At 61.5% G+C, this 19260-nt stretch carries 16 protein-coding genes and 1 rRNA gene; 11 read left to right on the top strand and 6 right to left on the bottom strand.

The window, feature by feature from the left end; all coding sequences use genetic code 11:
• Positions 1–107: 107 nt before the first annotated feature.
• Positions 108–1223, bottom strand: a complete 1116-nt coding sequence (locus ACF8GF_RS23220; protein WP_176685313.1) for a branched-chain amino acid ABC transporter substrate-binding protein — start codon at positions 1221–1223, stop codon at positions 108–110.
• A 358-nt stretch (positions 1224–1581) separates the two neighbouring features.
• Here ACF8GF_RS23220 and ACF8GF_RS23215 point away from each other — a divergent pair, with 358 nt between their 5' ends.
• Both ACF8GF_RS23215 and ACF8GF_RS23210 read left to right on the top strand, forming a co-directional pair.
• Entirely contained in the window at positions 1582–1887 is a 306-nt protein-coding gene (locus ACF8GF_RS23215; RefSeq protein ID WP_176685312.1) for a DUF2288 domain-containing protein, read from the top strand.
• A gap of 197 nt (positions 1888–2084) precedes the next feature.
• A complete protein-coding gene (locus ACF8GF_RS23210; RefSeq protein WP_176685311.1) occupies positions 2085–2972 on the top strand; it encodes an NAD(P)-dependent oxidoreductase in 888 nt (295 codons plus the stop codon).
• Here the strand turns inward: ACF8GF_RS23210 and ACF8GF_RS23205 are convergent.
• Both ACF8GF_RS23205 and rapA read right to left on the bottom strand, forming a co-directional pair.
• Entirely contained in the window at positions 2872–5136 is a 2265-nt protein-coding gene (locus ACF8GF_RS23205) for a putative bifunctional diguanylate cyclase/phosphodiesterase (RefSeq protein WP_392488526.1), read from the bottom strand. The genes ACF8GF_RS23210 and ACF8GF_RS23205 overlap by 101 nt on opposite strands.
• Positions 5137–5404: 268 nt before the next feature.
• Entirely contained in the window at positions 5405–8251 is a 2847-nt protein-coding gene (rapA, locus tag ACF8GF_RS23200) for an RNA polymerase-associated protein RapA (protein WP_339443716.1), read from the bottom strand.
• Positions 8252–8401: 150 nt separating this feature from the next.
• Here rapA and ACF8GF_RS23195 point away from each other — a divergent pair, with 150 nt between their 5' ends.
• From ACF8GF_RS23195 to ACF8GF_RS23160, 8 genes are all read left to right on the top strand, one after another.
• The gene (locus ACF8GF_RS23195; RefSeq protein WP_392488525.1) at positions 8402–9097 is read left to right on the top strand and encodes a M949_RS01915 family surface polysaccharide biosynthesis protein; all 696 of its coding nucleotides are present in this window, start codon (positions 8402–8404) and stop codon (positions 9095–9097) included.
• A 63-nt stretch (positions 9098–9160) separates the two neighbouring features.
• Positions 9161–9490, top strand: coding sequence for an aspartate-semialdehyde dehydrogenase (locus ACF8GF_RS23190; RefSeq protein WP_176685307.1), 330 nt, complete (start codon positions 9161–9163; stop codon positions 9488–9490).
• Between the two features lie 68 nt (positions 9491–9558).
• A complete protein-coding gene (locus ACF8GF_RS23185; RefSeq protein WP_003254864.1) occupies positions 9559–9720 on the top strand; it encodes a hypothetical protein in 162 nt (53 codons plus the stop codon).
• Positions 9721–9855: 135 nt separating this feature from the next.
• Entirely contained in the window at positions 9856–9972 is a 117-nt protein-coding gene (gene ccoM / locus ACF8GF_RS23180) for a cytochrome c oxidase subunit CcoM (RefSeq protein ID WP_003254862.1), read from the top strand.
• A gap of 205 nt (positions 9973–10177) precedes the next feature.
• Positions 10178–12166, top strand: coding sequence for an FUSC family protein (locus ACF8GF_RS23175; protein ID WP_209967656.1), 1989 nt, complete (start codon positions 10178–10180; stop codon positions 12164–12166).
• On the top strand, positions 12153–12359 hold the full coding sequence (locus ACF8GF_RS23170) for a DUF1656 domain-containing protein (protein ID WP_012051433.1): 207 nt from the start codon (positions 12153–12155) through the stop codon (positions 12357–12359). Before ACF8GF_RS23175 ends, ACF8GF_RS23170 begins: the two co-directional genes overlap by 14 nt.
• 12 nt (positions 12360–12371) lie before the next feature.
• Positions 12372–13241: an HlyD family secretion protein gene (locus ACF8GF_RS23165; protein WP_176685305.1), complete on the top strand. Its 870-nt coding sequence runs from the start codon at positions 12372–12374 to the stop codon at positions 13239–13241.
• Positions 13242–13487: 246 nt separating this feature from the next.
• The gene (locus tag ACF8GF_RS23160) at positions 13488–13826 is read left to right on the top strand and encodes a DUF2025 family protein (RefSeq protein WP_176685304.1); all 339 of its coding nucleotides are present in this window, start codon (positions 13488–13490) and stop codon (positions 13824–13826) included.
• A 19-nt stretch (positions 13827–13845) separates the two neighbouring features.
• Here ACF8GF_RS23160 and ACF8GF_RS23155 read toward each other — a convergent pair whose 3' ends face one another.
• From ACF8GF_RS23155 to ACF8GF_RS23145, 3 genes are all read right to left on the bottom strand, one after another.
• On the bottom strand, positions 13846–16428 hold the full coding sequence (locus ACF8GF_RS23155) for an EAL domain-containing protein (protein ID WP_392488524.1): 2583 nt from the start codon (positions 16426–16428) through the stop codon (positions 13846–13848).
• Between the two features lie 51 nt (positions 16429–16479).
• Positions 16480–17553, bottom strand: a complete 1074-nt coding sequence (locus ACF8GF_RS23150; RefSeq protein WP_176685302.1) for a diguanylate cyclase — start codon at positions 17551–17553, stop codon at positions 16480–16482.
• 281 nt (positions 17554–17834) lie between these two features.
• Positions 17835–18731 (bottom strand): formate/nitrite transporter family protein, encoded by an 897-nt coding sequence (locus ACF8GF_RS23145; protein ID WP_339443713.1) that lies wholly within the window; start codon positions 18729–18731, stop codon positions 17835–17837.
• A 456-nt stretch (positions 18732–19187) separates the two neighbouring features.
• Between ACF8GF_RS23145 and ACF8GF_RS23140 the strand changes: the two genes are divergently transcribed.
• Positions 19188–19260: ribosomal RNA gene (locus ACF8GF_RS23140) — 16S ribosomal RNA — on the top strand; the annotation flags it as partial.

The following is a 19260-nucleotide window of genomic DNA, read 5'->3' as shown; positions in this document are numbered from 1 at the left end:
TTTCAGGTGAGCCCGCCCCCGGATCGCGGGGATCGGGCCCATGAACCTCATAAAACGAAGCCCACTGCTCGCACAGTGGGCTCGTAGGTCAGCTATTAGTCACGCAGTTACTGAGGGGAGACTTCAGTCTTCGGCTTGCCGAAGTGCCATTCGTAGACCACGAACTTGAAGTCTTTCAGGTCGCCTTTCTTGTCGAACGACAGGTCGCCGGTCGGGGTCTTGAAGGTGCCTTCGTGGATGGCCTTGGCCACCTTCTCGGTATCATCGGAGCCGGCTTTCTTGATGCCTTGAGCGATCAGTTCGACGGCCGAGTAGGCAGGGAATACGAACGGGCCACTCGGGTCCTTGCCGTCAGCCTTGATGGCGTCGACGATCTTCTTGTTCTCCGGGTCTGCGTCGAACGACTTCGGCAGGGTGACCAGCAGGCCTTCGGAAGCGCCCTGGGCAATCTGCGAAATGGAGTCGTTACCCACGCCTTCCGGACCCATGAACTTGGCTTTCAGGCCTTTTTCCTGAGCCTGGCGCAGGATCAGACCCAGCTCTGGGTGGTAGCCGCCGTAGTAGACGAAGTCGACATTGTTCTGCTTGAGCTTCTGGATGATCGAGGAGAAGTCCTTGTCACCAGCGTTCAGGCCTTCGAATACGGCAACCTTGGTGCCTTTGCTTTCCAGGGTCTGCTTGACGGCGGTGGCGATGCCTTCACCGTACTGCTGCTTGTCGTGCAGGACGGCAACGACCTTCGGCTTGACGTGGTCGGCGATGTAGTTGCCGGCTGCCGGGCCCTGGGCGCTGTCCAGGCCGATGGTGCGGAAGATCAGCTGGTAACCACGGGCGGTGATTTCCGGGCTGGTGGCGGCGGGGGTGATCATGATCACGCCTTCGTCTTCGTAGATGTCGGACGCAGGTTGGGTGGAGCTGGAGCACAGGTGGCCGACGACGAACTTGACGCCATCGTTGACCACTTTGTTGGCGACTGCCACGGCCTGTTTAGGGTCGCACGCGTCGTCGTATTCCTTGGCTTCGAGCATCTTGCCATCGACGCCGCCCGCGGCGTTGATATCCTTGATGGCTTGCTTGGCGCCGATGAACTGCATGTCGCCGTACTGGGTCACAGGACCCGTCTTGGGACCGGCGATGCCGATCTTGATGGTATCGGCGGCAAACGAATGGCTGGCTACCCCGGCCAGAACCATTGCGGCGAACAGCTTGGAAATCTTGATCATAGTGCTCCACTCATTCTGTTGTAATTCTTATAGTCCTGGCGGCCAGGGCTACAGACCGGGCGGGATTCGCGGCGTGGCCATGCCAACGCGCAAGCCCACCTTCCCCCGGAACATGTCCCGGAACTGTACCGGTACAGTGTAGAGCGCTGTTCGAGCGCTTGAAAAGCGGTCGAAAAGTGCGTCTTTCCTGTGTTGTCGCTTGATCGACAGAAAGATACAGAAAGGCGCCATCAAACTGCCTGCATCTGCGACCCCGTCCCACAAACCCGGGGTCAATCGACCAAATTACATATTTGAAACCGGGTTTTTCTGCAAAAATGCCGGCCTTTTTATTGGCCGATTTTTGCGGATACCGCCCATGACTGATCAAACAAGCACCCTCTATGCCAAATTGCTTGGCGAGACGGCAATCATCGAGTGGAAAGCGCTGGAGCGTTTTTGGGCCAAGGGTGACCTGATTTGGGTCGACCCCAGCCTTGACCTGATCGCTGTTGCCGAGGCGATGGCCGAGAATCGCAGCGAGATCTTCGCCAAGTGGCGTAGTGATGGCACCGTTGGGCCGGTGTCGGCCGAGCAGGCATTGGACCTGCAAAGCCGCGAGCCAGAGATCTGGGCGGTGGTGGTGTCGCCGTTCATCGTGATACAGGTGAAGTGCCAGGAATAAGCGTGATCTTTTTTGGTGCGCAAAAATACGCATCAGCGCCGTTTTGGTGATTGAAAGCAATCAGGATGGGTAGAGGGAAGTAACAATTCGGCGTGGCGGTAACAGTTTACGGGATGCGTAATGTGGCACCGTTGTGCCAGGCGCCACCGGGATCCTCGCCAATCTGGGAAATGTTCGAATCAGTCAGGAGTTTATCGATGAGCACTGCACGACCTTCGCTTGGATTCGCCGGCATCGGCCTGATGGGCCTGCCCATGTGCCGCCGCCTGCTGGCAGCGGGTTATCCATTGACGGTTTGGAACCGCAGCCCGGACAAGTGCGCCGCCTTGGTCGCTGCTGGCGCTCGCCTGGCCAACAGCCCGGCCGAATTGTGCCGTGACAGCGACATGGTGCTACTGTGCCTGGCCGACACGGCGGTGGTGCGTGAAGTGGTGTTCGGTGAGCAAGGCATTGCCCAAGGCGGGCGCAGCGGCCAGTTGCTGATCGATTTCTCTAGCCTGGAACCCACCGCCACCCGTGAAATGGCCGCCGAGCTGGCGGCACTGTGCGGCATGGCGTGGCTGGATGCACCTGTATCTGGCGGTACGCCCGGTGCCGAAGCTGGCACGCTGGCGATCATGGTTGGTGGTGAAGCGGCCGACCTGCAGCGTGCACGCCCGGTGCTGCAGGTGCTTGGTCAGCGCGTGACGCATATGGGGGCGGTAGGCGCGGGCCAGGTGACCAAGGCTTGCAACCAGATGATCGTCGCGTGCAATGCCCTGGTAATTGCAGAAGTGGTGGCACTGGCCGAACAGTCGGGCGTGGATGCGACGCTGATCGCTGAAGCGCTGGCCGGTGGTTTTGCCGATTCCAAGCCATTGCAGATTCTTGCGCCGCAAATGGCCGAGAGCCGCTTCGAGCCGATCAAGTGGCACGTACGCACGCTGCTCAAGGACCTCGATGGCGCGGTCAAGTTTTCCCGCGAGCAAGGCTCAGCAACGCCACTCAGTGGCCTTGCCGCGCAACTGATGCGGTTGCACGGTAGCCAGGGTTACCTGCAAAAAGATCCGGCGACCCTGGTAGAGCTGTACCGCAACAAGGAGTGATCCGGCCACTCTGGCGCTGCAACCGCTCCAGCACAGGACGCAACTCGGCCAGCGGTACGGGGCGCCCCAACAGGTAGCCCTGCAGGTAGTCGCAACCATGGCTTTCGAGGAAAGCCTGCTGCTCGGCGGTTTCCACGCCCTCGCTGACTACCCGCAGGTGCAGGGTATGCGCCATGGCGATGATTGCCTGGACAATTTCGCGGTCTTTCTGGCTGCCCGGTACATCCTGCAGGAAGGTGCGGTCGATCTTCAGTACATCCAGCGGCAGGCGTTTGAGGTAGGCCAGTGACGAGTAGCCGGTACCAAAATCGTCGATCGAAAGTGCCACCCCCAAGGCCCGGACGCGTTTGAGCAGGCTGACCGTGCGCTGGATATCGCCCACCAGGGCGTTCTCGGTCACTTCCAGCTCCAGATGGCGCGGCGCAAGGCCGGCGTGGAGCAGCGCCTTTTCAACTTCGTTGGGCAGTTCGTCGTGGCTGAGGGTGACTGCCGAGCAATTGACCGTGACCTTGACTTCGCCGCAGCCGTGACGCTGCAAGCGGGCCAGGTCGGCACAGGCGTGGCGAAGCACCCACAGGTCCAGGTCGATGATCAGGCCGTTGGCTTCGGCAATGCCGACAAAACGGTCGGGCCCGAGCAGGCCGTGTTGAGGATGCTGCCAGCGTACCAGCGCTTCCAGTTTGGCCACTTGCCCACTGCGCAGGTCGAAGATCGGCTGGTAGTACACACGCAGCCCACGCTCTTCGAGCAGGGCCAGGCGCAGCTCTTCTTCCAGTTGCAAGGCGATCGACGCGCGGGCCTTCAGGCTGTCATTGAAGAAGTTCAGGCTGTTGCGCCCGTTGTCCTTGGATTGGTAGAGGGCCAGGTCGGCATGCTTGAGCAGCTCTTCGGCTGTGCCGCCATCGTCCGGGAAGATACTTACACCGATGCTGGTGGTCATGACCATGCGCCGCCCGCCCAGGTCGATGGGGTCTTTCATCCGTTGCATGATGCGCTGGGCCAGGTGGCGGGCTTCGTCGCGGCTGTTCAGGCTGGTGACCACACAGAATTCGTCGCCACCAAAGCGCGCAACCAGGTCGTGGCTGCGGGTAGCGGCCTTGATGTGGTTGGCGATCACCTTGAGCAGCTCGTCACCGGCGTCGTGGCCGAGGCTGTCGTTGATGCGCTTGAAATGGTCGATGTCGAGGAACATCACGGCCAGGCGGTTTTCACTGGCCTGATGTTCGACCAGGCGCTCGGCGAATACCTGGTTGAATCCACGGCGGTTGAGCAGGTTGGTCAGGGCGTCGTAGTGCGCCGCCTGCTGCAGCGAAGCGCGGGCCTGGTCCAGTTGGCTGAGCAGCACGCTGACCCGGCGCAGGTCGTGCTCCTTGCTTTGCAACTTCTTGTCGGCCAGTGCGGCGCTGATGCTGGCACCACTGATCAGCAGGGTGATGAAGCCGATGCCCAGTCCCAGTTGCAGGCTGTTGTCGCCAGACGGTAGGCGCAGTGCGGTATCGGCAGGGATGATCAGGGTCATGGCCGACATCGCGGTGAAATGAGTGGCGACGATGCCGCCGGCCATCAGCAGGCTGGCGCCGTACTTCATGGCCTGGTACAGGGTGCCGCTGCCATTGCGCAAGTAGCGGGCCAGGTACAACGCGGTCAGGGCGGTAAGCAGGGCAATGGCGGCAGAGGCAAGTAGCAAGCCGGTCTGGTAGTACTGGCGGGCACCCGTTTCCATTGCGGCCATGCCGACAAAATGCATGAGGATGATGCCCAGGCCGATCAGCACTGCGCTCGGCACAAAGTGGTACGCGCGCATCTTGCTGCGTTCGAGGCTGTGCATGGCCAGCCAGGCCACGCACAATGCGATGAGCAGTGAAAGAATGGTCAGGGATACGTCGTAGTGCACTTCTACCGGGGCCCGAAAAGCCAGCATGCTGATGAAGTGCATGGCCCATATACCGCCTGCCAGGCAGCAGGCTCCCAGCATGTTCCATTGCCGGTGGGCGGTCGGGTCGTCGCTGTGGGACTGGCGCTCGGCCATGTCGAGGGTGGCTAGACAGGCCGCGCAAGCAACGAAATAGGCGAGCAGAACCAAGAACGGTTCATGACGGCAGTCGATGACGATGCGCCCGGTTGCGGGAAGATCGGCGAACAGTTGCAGCCCCAGCCATTCCATGGAATGCCTCTTGATCGAGTCTTCACTCGTCTGCGCTACAACCCTGTGCAGACTGTCCAGAGGCAGTATAGGAAGGAGTATTTAAGCCTTCCTGACTAATGGCACAATGATTTCTACGATTTGGTTATCACTGTAATCGCAGTCAGGAATATTGCTTGCCCGGTCAGAGCGGGCGTGCCCGCGAAGAATCCAGCACGGTGGCTGTCACCGACTGCGCCGGTGTTCGCGGGCCGCCCGCTCCCACAAGGGCAGCGGTGCCTGGTTTTTCTTAGCCAGCCACCAGCACGCGGATGGCTTCCAGCCGCAGGGCGGCCTTTTCCAGCATCGCCAGGCCATCTTCGCGCTGCTTGCGCAAGGCGTCGATTTCGCTGTCACGCACACTCGGGTTGACCGCTTGCAACGCTACCAGGCGCGCCAACTCTTCGTCGGCCTCGGCTGCCAGGCGGCGCTGGGCTTCGGCCACGCGCTCGACGTGGGTTGGCAGAATCTTCTCTTCACCGCCACTGATACGCTTGGCCAGCACATCGCGCTGGGCCTGGACGAACTTGTTGGCGCTGGCGCGCGGTACGCTCTCGAGCTGGTCATTGAGGGTTTCGAAGGCCACGCGTGACGCCAGGTCGTTGCCATTGGCATCGAGCAGGCAGCGCAGTGCCGCCGGTGGCAGGTAGCGGCCCAGTTGCAGGCTGCGGGGTGCCACTACCTCGCTGACGAACAGCAGTTCAAGCAGTACAGTGCCTGGTTTGAGCGCTTTGTTCTTGATCAACGCCACGGCGGTGTTGCCCATCGAGCCTGACAGCACCAGGTCCATGCCGCCCTGCACCATCGGGTGCTCCCAGGTGAGGAACTGCATGTCCTCGCGCGACAGCGCCTGGCCACGGTCGTAGGTGATGGTCACGCCTTCATCGTCGCCCAGCGGGAAGCTGGCATCGAGCATCTTCTCGCTCGGCTTGAGGATCAGGGCGTTCTCGGAATGGTCTTCGCTGTCGATGCCGAAGGCGTCGAACAGGGTTTCCATGTAGATCGGCAGGGCGAACTGATCGTCCTGTTCGAGAATAGCCTCGACCAGCGCCTGACCTTCGCCGGCACCGCCGGAGTTGAGCTCCAGCAGGCGGTCACGGCCAGTGTGCAGTTCGGCTTCCAGACGCTCGCGCTCGCCGCGGGCGTCGGCCACCAGGGTATCCCAGGCCTTGTTTTCGCCGCCTTCGAGCAGCGGCAGCAGGCGTGGGCCAAACTGGTGTTGCAGGGCATTACCGGTGGGGCAGGTGTTGAGGAAGGCGTTGAGGCCTTCGTGGTACCACTGGAACAGGCGCTCCTGCGGGCTGTCCTGCAGGTACGGGATGTGCAACTGGATAGTGTGCTTCTGGCCGATCCGGTCAAGGCGGCCGATGCGCTGTTCGAGCAGATCGGGGTGCGCTGGCAGGTCGAACATCACCAGGTGATGAGCGAACTGGAAGTTGCGGCCTTCGCTGCCGATTTCCGAGCAGATCAGTACCTGGGCACCGAACTCTTCATCGGCAAAGTAGGCAGCGGCGCGGTCGCGCTCGAGGATGCTCATGCCTTCATGGAACACCGAAGCCGGGATGCCGGAGCGCACGCGCAGGGCATCTTCCAGGTCCATGGCGGTTTCGGCGTGGGCGCAGATCACCAGCACTTTGGTGCGCTTGAGCATCTTCAGGGTGTCGATCAGCCAGTCGACACGCGGGTCGAAACGCCACCAGCGCTCGTCATCCGCAACGTCACCCTGGGCCTGGAAGGCAACTTCCGGGTACAGCTCGGCGTGCTCGCCGGCTGGCAGGTCGCGGTACTGCTCGGGCGTGGCCAGCGGATAGGCGTGCAACTGGCGCTCGGGGAAGCCCTGAATCGCCGCACGGGTGTTACGGAACAATACGCGGCCGGTGCCGTGGCGATCCAGCAACTCGCGAATCAGCCGCGCGCTGGCCTGTGTGTCGCCGTCGCTGACCGCAGCCAGCAGGGCTTCGCCTTCGGCACCCAGGAAGCCCTGGATGGTGGCGTGGGCCTTGGGCGACAGACGGCCCTCGTCGAGCAGCTCCTGCACCGCCTCGGCTACCGGGCGGTAGTGCTCGCTCTCGGCGCGGAAAGCGGCCAGGTCGTGAAAACGGTTGGGGTCGAGCAGGCGCAGGCGGGCGAAGTGGCTGTCCTGGCCAAGCTGCTCTGGGGTGGCGGTGAGCAGCAGTACGCCCGGGATCACTTGGGCCAGTTGCTCGACCAGGCCGTACTCGGCGCTGACCTGGTCTTCGTGCCAGACCAGGTGGTGGGCTTCGTCGACTACCAACAGGTCCCAGCCTGCGGCAAACAGCGCGTCCTGGGCCCTTTCGTCGTCGACCAGCCACTCCAGGGCAACCAACGCCAGTTGGGCGTCCTCGAACGGATTGCTGGCGTCACTCTCGATGAAGCGCTCGGCGTCGAACAGCGCCACTTGCAGATTGAAGCGCCGGCGCATTTCCACCAGCCACTGGTGCTGGAGGTTTTCCGGTACCAGGATCAGTACGCGGCTGGCGCGACCCGACAGCAGCTGGCGGTGAATGACCAGGCCGGCTTCGATGGTTTTGCCCAGGCCCACTTCGTCGGCCAGCAGAACGCGCGGGGCGCTGCGGTCGGCGACTTCGCGGGCGATGTGCAGTTGGTGGGCAATGGGCTGTGCGCGGCAGCCGCCCAAACCCCACAGTGCCGACTGCATCTGCTTGCTGGTGTGCTGCAGGGTGTTGTAGCGCAGGCTGAACCACGACAGTGGGTCTATCTGCCCGGCGAACAGGCGGTCGCTGGCCAAGCGGAACTGAATGAAGTTCGATAACTGGGTTTCGGGCAGGGTGCGAGGCTGGTTCTGCCCGTCCAGGCCGTGGTAGACCATCAGCCCGTCGATGTCCTCGACCTCGCGCACGGTCAACTTCCAGCCCTCGAAGTGGGTGATCTGGTCACCTGGCGAGAAGCGCACGCGGGTCAGCGGCGCGTTGCGCAGGGAATACTGGCGGGTGTCGCCAGTGGCCGGGTAGAGCACGGTCAACAGGCGGCCATCCTGCGCCAGGATGGTACCCAGGCCGAGCTCTGCTTCGCTGTCGCTGATCCAGCGTTGCCCCGGTTGATACTGCTGCGCCATACTGCCTGAACTCCCGCGGTGAAAAAGCCGATTATGTTAACGGATCGGCCGGTCAGACCAAAGTGCCGATAGCATCGAAAGGTACCGAAAGGCACAGTCTAGTCGTTTCATCGTTCTGCACAGCGCCGCCGACGAGGGCCCTGGATCAACATGTCTGCCAAGCAACGCTGGATCAGCGCTTCGATAGCCGTGGGCAGCCTGGTGCTGCTGAGCGCCTGCGAGCAGAAAGACTTTGAGACATTGCCCCCCATCCCGATGGAGCAGCTTGAGGTACTGGGCGTGCAGACGCCGATAAAGAGCGTGCACTTTCGGGACGTTGACGGCGAGGGGCTGCTGGTTCTGAGCCGCAGCGATGGCCAGGCCAGCGACCTGGAAAGCGGACAGGAAGTGGACAAGGTGGTGCTCAAGGCCACCTTGTACGGGCGCACGGCCGAGAACGACACCTTCAGGGCGCGTTGGCAGATCGAGCAGGAAACCACTTGCCCGGGGCTGGATCTGGACGTTGACTTCTATAATGACGTCAGTGATGTCAGTGACCTGAACAAGAATGGCGTGGCCGAGGTAACGTTGGCCAGCCATGCGTTCTGCGGCGGCGGTATCGACCCGCACGACATCGACATCGAGATGCGTGAAGGGCAGTCCAGTTACACCATTACCGGTCAGTCGCTGATCACCCCGGCGGGCGAGGAGCCGGTCGGTGGTGAGCGCGAGGACAGCGCCTCGCTGAAAGCCGCGCCGCAGGCAATACGCGATCATATGGCTGCGGTTTGGCAGCAGGTGTACAAGCGACCCTGGAGCGAGGCCAGCCCGCCAGGTGACGACTTCCCTGGTGACGAAGCCGAGTAAATGTTGTCCATGACATCAAGGTAAAGCTGCGCCTGCCGATACAGGGGGCATAGGAGAACGTCCATGCTGCCGCCGATCATTCCGCTCAGTGCCGCCCCGGTCACCTCGCAACAGGACCCGGTCAAGCCAACACCTGACATCAAGCCGGTGGTGCCGACGCAGCCTGCGTCCGGCGATAGTGCCATCGACCTCAAGCGCCAGCGCGATCCGCAGGAGCAGGTACTGTTGCTGCGCGATGAACAGCGCCGCCAGCAGCAACGCCGGCAAAAGGGCGAGCACGAGCGCTACGATGCCGTCCCGGGTGACGAGGTCAATGCCGACAACACCGTGCCGGTAGCGCCATTGATGGGCGAGCATGTACGCCAGGGACTGCTGGTGGACATCGAAGTCTGATACAGGGGCTGGTCAGCGCCTGCGCCTGGCTTCATCATGCAATTCTCTGTTGATCGTCGAGCCCACCCATGAGCCAAGACAACCTCATCGATTTCGATGCCGAACGTGCCAAGCGCGTCCACGACCTCAAGGAAAAGCGGCTGAACGAAATGCGCAACGCTTTCGAGCAGGCCCTGCCATTGAGTACCAGCAAGAAAAAGAAGCCCAAGGGCAAGCCGAAGAAGCGCTGAAACTTGACGCAGGTCAACCCTGCGCCCCCCTCGCGTGCCCGGCCCCGGGCACCATTGACGCTGATCAATTTTCCCCGCCTCCACATTGGTTAACTTGCACCCATCGGACAACGGCAAACGAATGGGGAGGCCAACATGTTCTTCGACAACGTGGTTATCGCCGGTGTGGTAACGGTCGGGTTGATGGTCGCCTTCTTTGCCGGTCTGGGCATTTTCATCTGGAAGGACTCGAACAAGCGCAAGCCGCGCTGACCTTCCGGGTACACGAGCACGCAAGGCATTTAGGGCGACTTCGGTCGCCCATTTTTTTTGCCTGCATTTTTTACTGCCTGAGCTGTCCCTTTCAGTGCAGGCCAATCGAATATACATGATTAGCTAGCTAATTAATCGTTTCCGCTTTATCCTGCTTATCATTGTCTATCTTTTCAGCAAGACTTTTCCCCGCAAGGTCCGCCTCGTGCCCATCACCTTTCAGGCCCTGTTCGCTCCCAGCAGCCTCGCCCTCAAGTTCGCCATCAAGACCCTGCTCGGTGGCGGCCTGGCGTTGTGGCTGGCGATGCGCTGGGGGCTCGAGCAACCCTCCTGGGCATTGATGACTGCTTTCATCGTCGCCCAGCCGCTATCGGGCATGGTGGTGCAGAAAGGCTTGGCGCGGTTGGCCGGCACGTTGGTAGGTACCGTCATGTCGGTGCTGTTCATCGGCCTGTTCGCCCAGACCCCCGGCCTGTTCCTGCTTACCTTGGCGCTGTGGCTGGCCCTGTGCACCGCCGCGTCCACCCAGTTGCGCAGCGCCTGGGCCTATGCATTTGTACTGGCCGGCTATACCGCAGCGATCATTGCCTTGCCGGCCATCGATCACCCCCTGCAGGTATTCGACCAGGCCGTGGCTCGCTGTACCGAGATCTGCCTGGGTATTTTCTGTGCAACAGCCAGCAGTGCCTTGCTTTGGCCCATGCGGGTCGAGCAGCAACTGGGCGGGCAGGCGCGACAGGCCTGGCAGAACGGCCTGCAGGCCGCCAGAGCCATGCTGGGCGGAGAGGACGAGGCGCGCAAAGGCCTGCTGGAAAGCCTGGGGCGCATCGTTGCCATCGACAGCCAACGTGAGCATGCCTGGTTCGAGGGCAATCGCGGGCGCCAACGTGCTCGTGCCATTCGTGGCCTTAGCCAGAAACTGATGGTGCTGTTGCGTATTTCCCGTTCGGTGCGCCGCCAGTGGCGGCAACTGGAAGAGTGTGAGGTCGAGCACCTGACGCCCTGGTTGCAGGAAGTGCGCACGTTGCTGGACCAACCCGACCAGCCCAGCCTGTTGTTGCTGCGTCAGCGCATCTGGGATGCCGCACACGATGAGCAGATCAGTTCGGCTGAACACTTCTGCCTGGCGCGCATGGCCCTGCTGCTGGACTATGCCATGGCCGCCAGCCAGGCACTTGAGGATGTGGAGGCGGGCAGGGCACCCAAGGACGTGTCCCAGGGATTGGCTGCGCACCGAGACTGGTCGCTGGCCTTGCTGTTCGGCTCGCGCAGCGCGCTGGCCTTTTTGGTGATGAGTGGCTTCTGGCTGGCTACGGCCTGGCCTTCGGCCCCGGGTGGCCTGGTGCTGACCTGCGTGGTCTGCAGCCTGTTCGCCAGTCGCGAAAACGGCGCGCAGATCGGCCTGAGCTTTCTGCGCGGGATATTCCTGGCAATACCGGCTGCGTTTCTGGTCGGGCAGATCATGCTGCCGCAATGGAGCAGTTTCGCCATGCTCTGCCTGGGCATGGGCGTGCCGCTGTTTCTTGGTGCTCTGGGCATGGCCCATCCGCGTACCGGGGCTACGGCCACTTCCTATTGCCTGCACTTCATTGTGCTGGTGTCGCCGCTCAACGCCATGCAGTTCGGCGTGGCGACCATGTTGAACAGTGCCCTGGCCATGCTGGTGGGGGTGTCGGCAGCGGTCATGGCCTTTCGCTTATTGGTGTTCCGCCACCCGGCCTGGCTGGGCCGGCGCTTGCGTGCTGCAACCCAGAACGACTTGGTGCGCCTGACTCGGCGCGACCTGCGCGGGGCTGACAGCTGGTTTGGCGGGCGCATGGCCGACCGGCTGATGCAACTGGCGCGGCATGCCAGTGAATTACCGGAAGGTGAACGCAAACGCTGGGATGACGGCCTGCACGGGCTGGATATCGGCGACGAGCTGGTGCACCTGCGCATGTGCCTGGCGGTCGCCCAGGCCCCCCTGGGGCGGGCCGAGCGCGAGTACCTGCAACAAGTGGAAGCAGTGCTGGCCAATGGGCCTGCTGCCGGGCGAGGGCAGCGGTTGGATGCTGCCAGTGAGCAGTTCATTGCTGCCTTGCGTCGGCTGCCTGCCAGCGACCCGCTTCGGCTGGCCGAGGGGGCGGTGCTGCAATTACAGAAAAGCTGGGGCAAATGGTGCCGCTGGCAGGAGGACACCCATGGGCTTGCGTGAGTGGGAAGTGGGCGGTGTGCTGCTCAGCCCGTTTCTGCTTTATGTGTTGTTGGCGCTGCTGCTCACCGGCCTGCTGCGCCTGGTGGTGCATGCCACACCGTTGGGGCGTTGGATCTGGCATGAGGCGCTGTTCGACGCGGCGCTGTTCGTTTGTGTGTTGTTCCTGGTGGTACGCCTGCTGGGAACTTTATAAAGGAGTGTTTCGATGCGTGCGGCCGTACGTACTCTGGTGACCCTGTGTGTGGTGGCCCTGGCCGTGTTGGCCGGCTACCAGCTGTGGCAGTACTACATGCTCACCCCGTGGACGCGCGATGCCCGTGTACGCGCCGATGTGGTGGTGATTGCGCCTGATGTGTCTGGCTGGGTGCGCGAACTCAAGGTCCATGACAACCAGCAGGTCAAGGCTGGCGACCTGTTGATGAGTATCGACCGCGAGCGTTTCCAGGCCGCCTTCGACCAGGCCAGTGCGGTGACCGAGACCCGCGCCCAGCAACTGCGCTTGCGCGAGCGTGAAGCGGCCCGGCGTACTGCCCTAGGGCCAGAGGCGATCAGTGCCGAGTTGCGTGAAAACGCCCAGATCAATGCCGCCATTGCGCGCGGCGAGTTGCATGAGGCCGAGGCGCAGTTGCAGGTGGCCAAGATCAACCTGGCGCGCAGTGAAGTGCGGGCACCGCGCAGCGGGCATATCACCAATCTGCGTCTGGCTGAAGGCAATTATGTGAACACCGGGGAATCGGTGATGGCACTGGTGGATGATTCGACGTTCTACATCCAGGCCTATTTCGAAGAAACCAAGCTGCCGCGCATTCGCGTTGGGGACACCGTGAAAGTCTGGCTGATGGGGGCGGGTGAACCGATGCAGGGGCACGTGGAGAGCATCAGCCGCGGCATTACCGACCGCAACAGCAATCCGGACAGCCAATTGCTGCCGGAGGTAGAACCGACTTTCAACTGGGTGCGACTGGCCCAGCGCATACCGGTGAGGATTCGCCTGGACCAAGTGCCGGAAGGGCTGACCTTGAGTGCGGGGATGACGGCGAGTGTGCAGGTGCACGAGGGCGGCGACCCGCAGTGATGGTGCTGCCTCGTCAGGCAGAAATGTAACTTTCGAAGCGGTAAGCCTGTGCGTGTGGTGAAGGCAGTGCAGCTTTAATTCGCCGACGACCGTCAGGCCAAGCCGGCATTGACTGTCGGGCAAACACGAAAAAACTTGGCGAGCGGCCCGCCAGTTGCGTTAGGCTGCCGTTGTGAGTTGCCCGACAGAGGCAACCCTTCTCCTGCCAGGCGTGCGTATCTTCCGATTTCATTGCGAGGTTACGTCATGGCCATCACTTCCCAGGATATCTGCAACGCCGCCGATCAGCTAAAGGGCTTTGTCGGTTTTCACGGCAAGCGCGGTGTTCATATCGTGCGTTTCTCCGAGGACGCGTTCGGCATGGACGTGGCCGACGCCAGTATCACCCCCTGCAGCGAGTTTGTCTGGCGGCCCGAGCAAGGGCAGCGCATGGCGCTGTGCCGCGAACGACTGTCGCTGTTGCTGGATCAGCATGTGGATGACCGCTTGAACATTGGTGAACCGCTGCGCACCTATCTGCGTCGGTGTGACCTGCCCGAGATCGTGGCGCAGCGCAGCCTGCAGCAGCGCACCCAGTCTGTTTAGGAGCAGTACCAGGCCGCGTCTACAAGGGCTGTGCAGTGCTTTGGGATGTTTGGTGCAGCAACGCCGCCAACCCGGCGCTGTCCAGGGGTCTGCTCAGGTAATAGCCTTGCACTTCATGGCAGCGGTCCTTTTCCAGCGCCTTGAGTTGATGTTCGCTTTCCACGCCTTCGGCTGTCACTGTCAGCCCCATCGCCTCACCCAGGTTGATGATGGCCTGGACCACAGCGCGTTCGCTGCCGCCGTTGTTCAGGCCGCTGATGAAGCGCTTGTCGATCTTGATGCTGTCGAACGGGTAGGTACGCAGGTAGCCCAACGACGAATAGCCGGTGCCGAAATCGTCCATGTTCAGACGCACGCCAAGCTCCTTGAGCGACAGCATGGTACCTAGCGCACCCTCGATGTCGTTGAGCATCACGTTCTCGGTAATCTCCAGCTCCAACCGTTGGGCGGGGAAGGCGGTGTCCAGCAAGGTTTCGCGCACGTCGGCTACCACATCGCTGCGCAAGAACTGCGCAGGCGACAGGTTGACCGAAACCAGTACGTCGGCCGGCCAGTCATGAGCCGTGCGGCAAGCTTCGCGCAGCACCCAGCGGCCTAGCGCAACAATGATGTCGCTCTGCTCAGCCAACGGGATGAAGGTGTCCGGCCCCAGCAAGCCTTCCTGGGGGTGCTGCCAGCGCACCAAGGCCTCGACCGCGACGATACGCAGGTCGTCGAGGCGGTAGCGCGGCTGGTAATGCAACTCGAACTCCTCATTGCGCAGGGCCCGGCGCAGGTCGTTCTCCAACTGACGGCGATACTGGATCTGCTGATTCATTTCGGCAACGAAGTAGCGCCATGTGTTCTTTCCATCGGCCTTGGCCTGGTACAGGGCGATGTCGGCACAGCGGATCAGCTCACCGGCATCGAAGCCCTGGTTGCGCGTCTGGGCAACACCAATGCTGGCACCAATGTGCAGAGGCTGGCTGTCGAAAACGATGGGTTGCTGCAGCAGACCGATCAGGCGCGCACAGAAGCGGTCGATTTCGCTGCTGTTGTCCATGCCGCTGAGTACCAGGATGAACTCGTCGCCGCCCAGACGCGCGACCAGATCGCCGTCGCGGGTGGTGTCGCGCAGGCGCGTTGCCACTTCTTGCAGCACGGCATCTCCGGCGGCATGACCGAGCGAGTCGTTGATCGGCTTGAAGTTGTCCAGGTCCAGCAGCAACAAGGTCAGCGGCGGCGAGTCACTGCCGCGCAACAAGGCCTGCTCCAGGTGCCTGGCGAGCTTGTTGCGGTTGGCCAGCCCGGTCAGTGGGTCGTGCTGCGAAAGGTGCTGGATGCGCGCGTGGGCGTCGACTTCGTCGGTAATATCGCTGGCGGTACCCCGAAAACCGATGGCCTTGCCATCGCGCCAGATAGCGCGGGCGGATATCCGGCAGTAGCGGTTCTGGCCATTCTGGTCGCGGTAAGTGCAGCGCAGGTTGGCCAATTGCTGTGGGTCGGCGGTAGCCAGAGCGTCCAGCCAAGGTGACAGCGGCGTGGTATCGCAGGCCAGCAACTGGTTGAGCGGGTGGCCCAGCCAGCCGTCCACCAGGTAACCGGTGACGGTGGTGAAGCGTTGCGACAGGTAGGTCAGGCGTTGTTGCCGGTCGGTTTCCCAGATCCAGTCGGATGCCGACTCGGCCACCGCGCGGAAACGTTGCTCGCTGGCCTCCAGGGCCTGGTTGCTTTGTTGCAGATGCACGAGCGTGAGGCCGACTGCCCGGGAGCTGCGCAAGGCATGGCGGAACAGGTAAAGCATCACCAGTCCAAGTATCAGTAGTGCGCACAATAGTGCTGGCAACACAGCCCACAGCATCTGACGCCCCGGCAGCGGGCTGTTCCAGGTCAGATGGTAGCCGGTGTCGCCCAGGTCGATACGCAGGTGGCTGTGATTCTGGCTATCCTCCTTTTCCACGTGCATGCCGGTCAGGCCGGCGCCGTTGCCCAACTGTGCCAGTTTGCTTTCGGTGAGCTGGTCGATGAACAGCATTACCGGCGCCTGGCTCACTTCGCTGTCGGTAACCTCCCTGTCCGGGCGCACGGCTGCTGCACTGAGTGCGGCCGGCCAGCCATTGAACAGCACGAAACGGGTGACCTGCTCGCGTGAAATTGCTGCTGCGCGGGCCTGTTCGATGATCGGCTGTAGCGGTGTGTCTATAAAGGTGTTGGCACCTGCCTGGCTGGGCTGGCCTTTGAACAAGGCATAGGTGGTGCGGTCGTTTTCCACGACGAACACCCCTTCGTAGCCGCTGGCGCTGTACAGCGACTCGCCTACGTTCTTTTCCTCGTAGGCCCATTGCCAGTCGGCTTGGCCCGCCAGGTGCTCGAAGGCTGCATCCCATACGGCATAGCTGGACAGAAACTGGCGTGAGGCGAGCAGCCGTTGTTCCAGCGCCTGGTTCGCATGGAAGGCGCTACGTTGGCGCTCCTGTCGGTCGAGTGTGCTAGCGATATTGAACAGCGCGCCGAGAATGACCAGGCAAGCCAGACCGAACACTGCGCTGAAACCGGCAATGAGGTGGCGCACCTGAAAGCGCGGTGTGGGGCTAGCGGGTGAAAGCTTGGCGGTCCTGGCCATGCGCGAGCGGCTCCTTCAGGCAACCTCCCGCCAGGCAGTCAGGAAGGAGGTTCAATCAGGATAGGCCAGCCTGAGCGTGGCAGCTTGACCGCGGGCAAAATTGACCTGATCGCGGCCAGCGTGCTTGGCGAGGTATAGCGCCTTGTCCGCCTGTTCGAGCCAATGTTCAGGGGACTCGAGGTCGGCCTCGAAGGGCGACAGGCCGATACTCAGGCTTATGCGCAGGTGCGGTAGCTGCGGGTTGCGGTAGCTGGAAACCCGTTCGCGCAGGCGCTCCATTGCTTGGCAGGCCTGAGCTTGGCTGGTCTCGGGCAGGATCACACAGAACTCGTCGCCGCCGTAACGTCCGGCCTGGTCGCCCTCGCGCAGGCTTCGCCGCAGCTCAGCGCTGAGCTGGCGCAGTACACAGTCGCCGACCACATGGCCAAAGGTGTCGTTGATGGTCTTGAAGTGATCGATGTCGATCAGGGCAATCACCGCGTGCCCCTGTTGCTGCTTGCAAGCCTGGAACTTCAGCAGCAGCAGGTCCTTCCAGGCGCCGTGGTTGAACAGGCCGGTCAGGCTGTCGGTGAGGCTCAGGGCACTCAGCCGGCGCTTGTGGTCGCCCAGCTTGATCGCAAGCTGGTAGCACACCCAGCCCAAGGCCAGCGGGTACAGCGCCAGCATTGGCAGGCACGCATAGACTTGCTGGGGCGTGGCGATCAATTGCAAGCCAGGGCCAAGCAGCAGGAGGGCGGCGAGCATGCCGGCCAGTTGCGCCAGCATCCCGCGAAAGACCATGCGCTTGCCGCCGGCGGCGACGTTGTTCATCGTCATCATCGACAGCACGGTCACGCTGGGCAGCGGGTTGAAGTGCATGGCGGCGGTCCAGAACCCGCCCATCAGCGAGTCCAGCAGGAGGTTGCGCTGTTCCGCCTGGTAAGGCGTTGTCGAGCGGGAAGCCCACAGGTAGGCCGCGTGCGGCCACAGCAAACCATTGAACAGTACCAGCAGCCATGTCCAGAAGGGTGGCGACAGCGGCGCAATGGCCGCCATGACCGTGAACAGGCCGATTCCCAGGCCGATGACACGCGGCAGGTAGATGCGCTTGACGAATGAAAGCCCTTTGCCGTTGCGGTTGTCCATAATGCTCATCTTCTTTTGCCGATGTACCGTTCATCGCATAATTCGCTTGAATATTGTTGAACAGTGCTTCATTGGCGAGTAATGACCTTACAAGCCAATTCACGGTTGATTCGATCAAAGTGGGGGCAGTTGACGGTTCCTTGTAATGTTGGCCAACCCGGCTCAGATGGAGACGGGGTAGCCAGGACTCGCCGCATGGCGGGCGGAACTGGTGTGTAGCCCCTGGCCCGTGAGTTAGCAAGGCCAGGGGGAATGAACTCACCGTAGCGGCACGCTGAGTATCATTTGTGCTCGTGCCTGCTGCGCGCGGACAGGGCCTGGTCGTCATCCAGAAGTCGCGAGGGTGGTTTACCGCTGTCACTGCGCACTTGTGCATGGCTGATCAGGGCGAAGATGAAACTGCCGCCTATGATGTTGCCCGCCAGCGTCGGCAATGCAAATTCCAGCCAGAAGCGGCGCCAGGTTTCGTCGCCAGCCCACACCAGGTAGGACACTTCGACTGACCCCACCACTATATGAGTGAAATCGCCAAGGGCCATCAGGTAGGTGATCATCAGAATGATCCAGATCTTGGCGTGCTCCATTGACGGAATCATCCAGACCATGGTGGCAATCATCCAGCCCGATATGATGCCCTTGGCGAACATCTGGCTGACGTCGTTCTTCATTACCTTGCGGCCGACCTCCAGGAATGCCACATCGGTCTTGCTGTCGAAGATCGGCAGTTCCAGCATCACCCAGGCTATCAGCAGAGTACCTGCCAGGTTGCCAAGCAACACCACGCCCCAGAGACGTAGCAGTCGTCCAAAGTTGGCCAGCGTAGGGGCGGTCATGACGGGCAGCACCGCGGTGATCGTATTTTCGGTGAACAGTTGCTGGCGGGCCAGTATCACGGCAAGAAAGCCCGCGCTATAGCCGATACTGGCGATCACGTGGGCACCGTCGCCTTCCGGCAGGCGGGCGTAGAATAGCCCCATGGCCATCAACGACAACCCCATGGACAGGCCGGCGGCCAGTGCCGACCACCACAACGCGGCAAGTGTACGTTCCAGCTCCTGATCGCCCTGGTAGCGAATGATTTCATGCAGCAGTGCCGCCCGCGGCGGTTGGCTGTGGCTGACCTCCTGCTCTTCATCTGCAGAGAGACCGGGGGTTTTCTCGCTTTGCCCATTGCTCATGGCCGCTACGCTCCGTGGTGTGTTTCTTTACAGATCCACTGCGCTTTCATTAGTTGCCAGGTAGCGGCAAAAGGTTGTTGGAAAAGTTTTTCAGAACAAGGTGTTGACTCTGATTTCAAAGCGCGTATTATTCGCCTCCTCGCAGCGATGAACGCTTCGGGGCAAGCAGTAAGTTGTTGAAGTTGTTAGCTTTCGAAAGAAAGTGGTAGTAAAAACTTCAAAACAAACGCTTGACAGGCTCTGAGGAAAGCGTAGAATGCGCGCCTCGGTTGAGACGAAAAGCTCTTAACCAAACGCTCTTTAACAAATCGAATCAAGTAATTCGTGTGGGTGCTTGTGAGTACGGACTGATAGTCAAAAAGATTATCAGCATCACAAGTGGCCATGCGAGAAATCACATAGTCATTTGAGATTGCTGAGCCAAGTTTAGGGTTTCTTAAAAACCCAAGCAGTATTGAACTGAAGAGTTTGATCATGGCTCAGATTGAACGCTGGCGGCAGGCCTAACACATGCAAGTCGAGCGGATGA

It is taken from the genome of Pseudomonas sp. yb_5 (genome assembly GCF_043103865.1).
Lineage (GTDB): Bacteria > Pseudomonadota > Gammaproteobacteria > Pseudomonadales > Pseudomonadaceae > Aquipseudomonas > Aquipseudomonas putida_Y.
This window is presented reverse-complemented; position numbering and strand designations above follow the sequence as displayed.

What these genes read in the sequence shown, in the direction of transcription:
- ACF8GF_RS23165 (WP_176685305.1), top strand. Translation starts at nt 12,372, where the DNA reads ATGCGTGCGGCCGTACGTACTCTGGTGACCCTGTGTGTGGTGGCCCTG.
- ACF8GF_RS23145 (WP_339443713.1), bottom strand. Translation starts at nt 18,731, where the DNA reads ATGAGCAATGGGCAAAGCGAGAAAACCCCCGGTCTCTCTGCAGATGAA.
- ACF8GF_RS23220 (WP_176685313.1), bottom strand. Translation starts at nt 1,223, where the DNA reads ATGATCAAGATTTCCAAGCTGTTCGCCGCAATGGTTCTGGCCGGGGTA.
- ACF8GF_RS23185 (WP_003254864.1), top strand. Translation starts at nt 9,559, where the DNA reads ATGAGCCAAGACAACCTCATCGATTTCGATGCCGAACGTGCCAAGCGC.
- ACF8GF_RS23190 (WP_176685307.1), top strand. Translation starts at nt 9,161, where the DNA reads ATGCTGCCGCCGATCATTCCGCTCAGTGCCGCCCCGGTCACCTCGCAA.
- ACF8GF_RS23210 (WP_176685311.1), top strand. Translation starts at nt 2,085, where the DNA reads ATGAGCACTGCACGACCTTCGCTTGGATTCGCCGGCATCGGCCTGATG.
- ACF8GF_RS23160 (WP_176685304.1), top strand. Translation starts at nt 13,488, where the DNA reads ATGGCCATCACTTCCCAGGATATCTGCAACGCCGCCGATCAGCTAAAG.
- ACF8GF_RS23215 (WP_176685312.1), top strand. Translation starts at nt 1,582, where the DNA reads ATGACTGATCAAACAAGCACCCTCTATGCCAAATTGCTTGGCGAGACG.
- ACF8GF_RS23205 (WP_392488526.1), bottom strand. Translation starts at nt 5,136, where the DNA reads ATGGAATGGCTGGGGCTGCAACTGTTCGCCGATCTTCCCGCAACCGGG.
- ACF8GF_RS23150 (WP_176685302.1), bottom strand. Translation starts at nt 17,553, where the DNA reads ATGGACAACCGCAACGGCAAAGGGCTTTCATTCGTCAAGCGCATCTAC.
- ACF8GF_RS23170 (WP_012051433.1), top strand. Translation starts at nt 12,153, where the DNA reads ATGGGCTTGCGTGAGTGGGAAGTGGGCGGTGTGCTGCTCAGCCCGTTT.
- ACF8GF_RS23155 (WP_392488524.1), bottom strand. Translation starts at nt 16,428, where the DNA reads ATGGCCAGGACCGCCAAGCTTTCACCCGCTAGCCCCACACCGCGCTTT.
- rapA (WP_339443716.1), bottom strand. Translation starts at nt 8,251, where the DNA reads ATGGCGCAGCAGTATCAACCGGGGCAACGCTGGATCAGCGACAGCGAA.
- ccoM (WP_003254862.1), top strand. Translation starts at nt 9,856, where the DNA reads ATGTTCTTCGACAACGTGGTTATCGCCGGTGTGGTAACGGTCGGGTTG.
- ACF8GF_RS23195 (WP_392488525.1), top strand. Translation starts at nt 8,402, where the DNA reads ATGTCTGCCAAGCAACGCTGGATCAGCGCTTCGATAGCCGTGGGCAGC.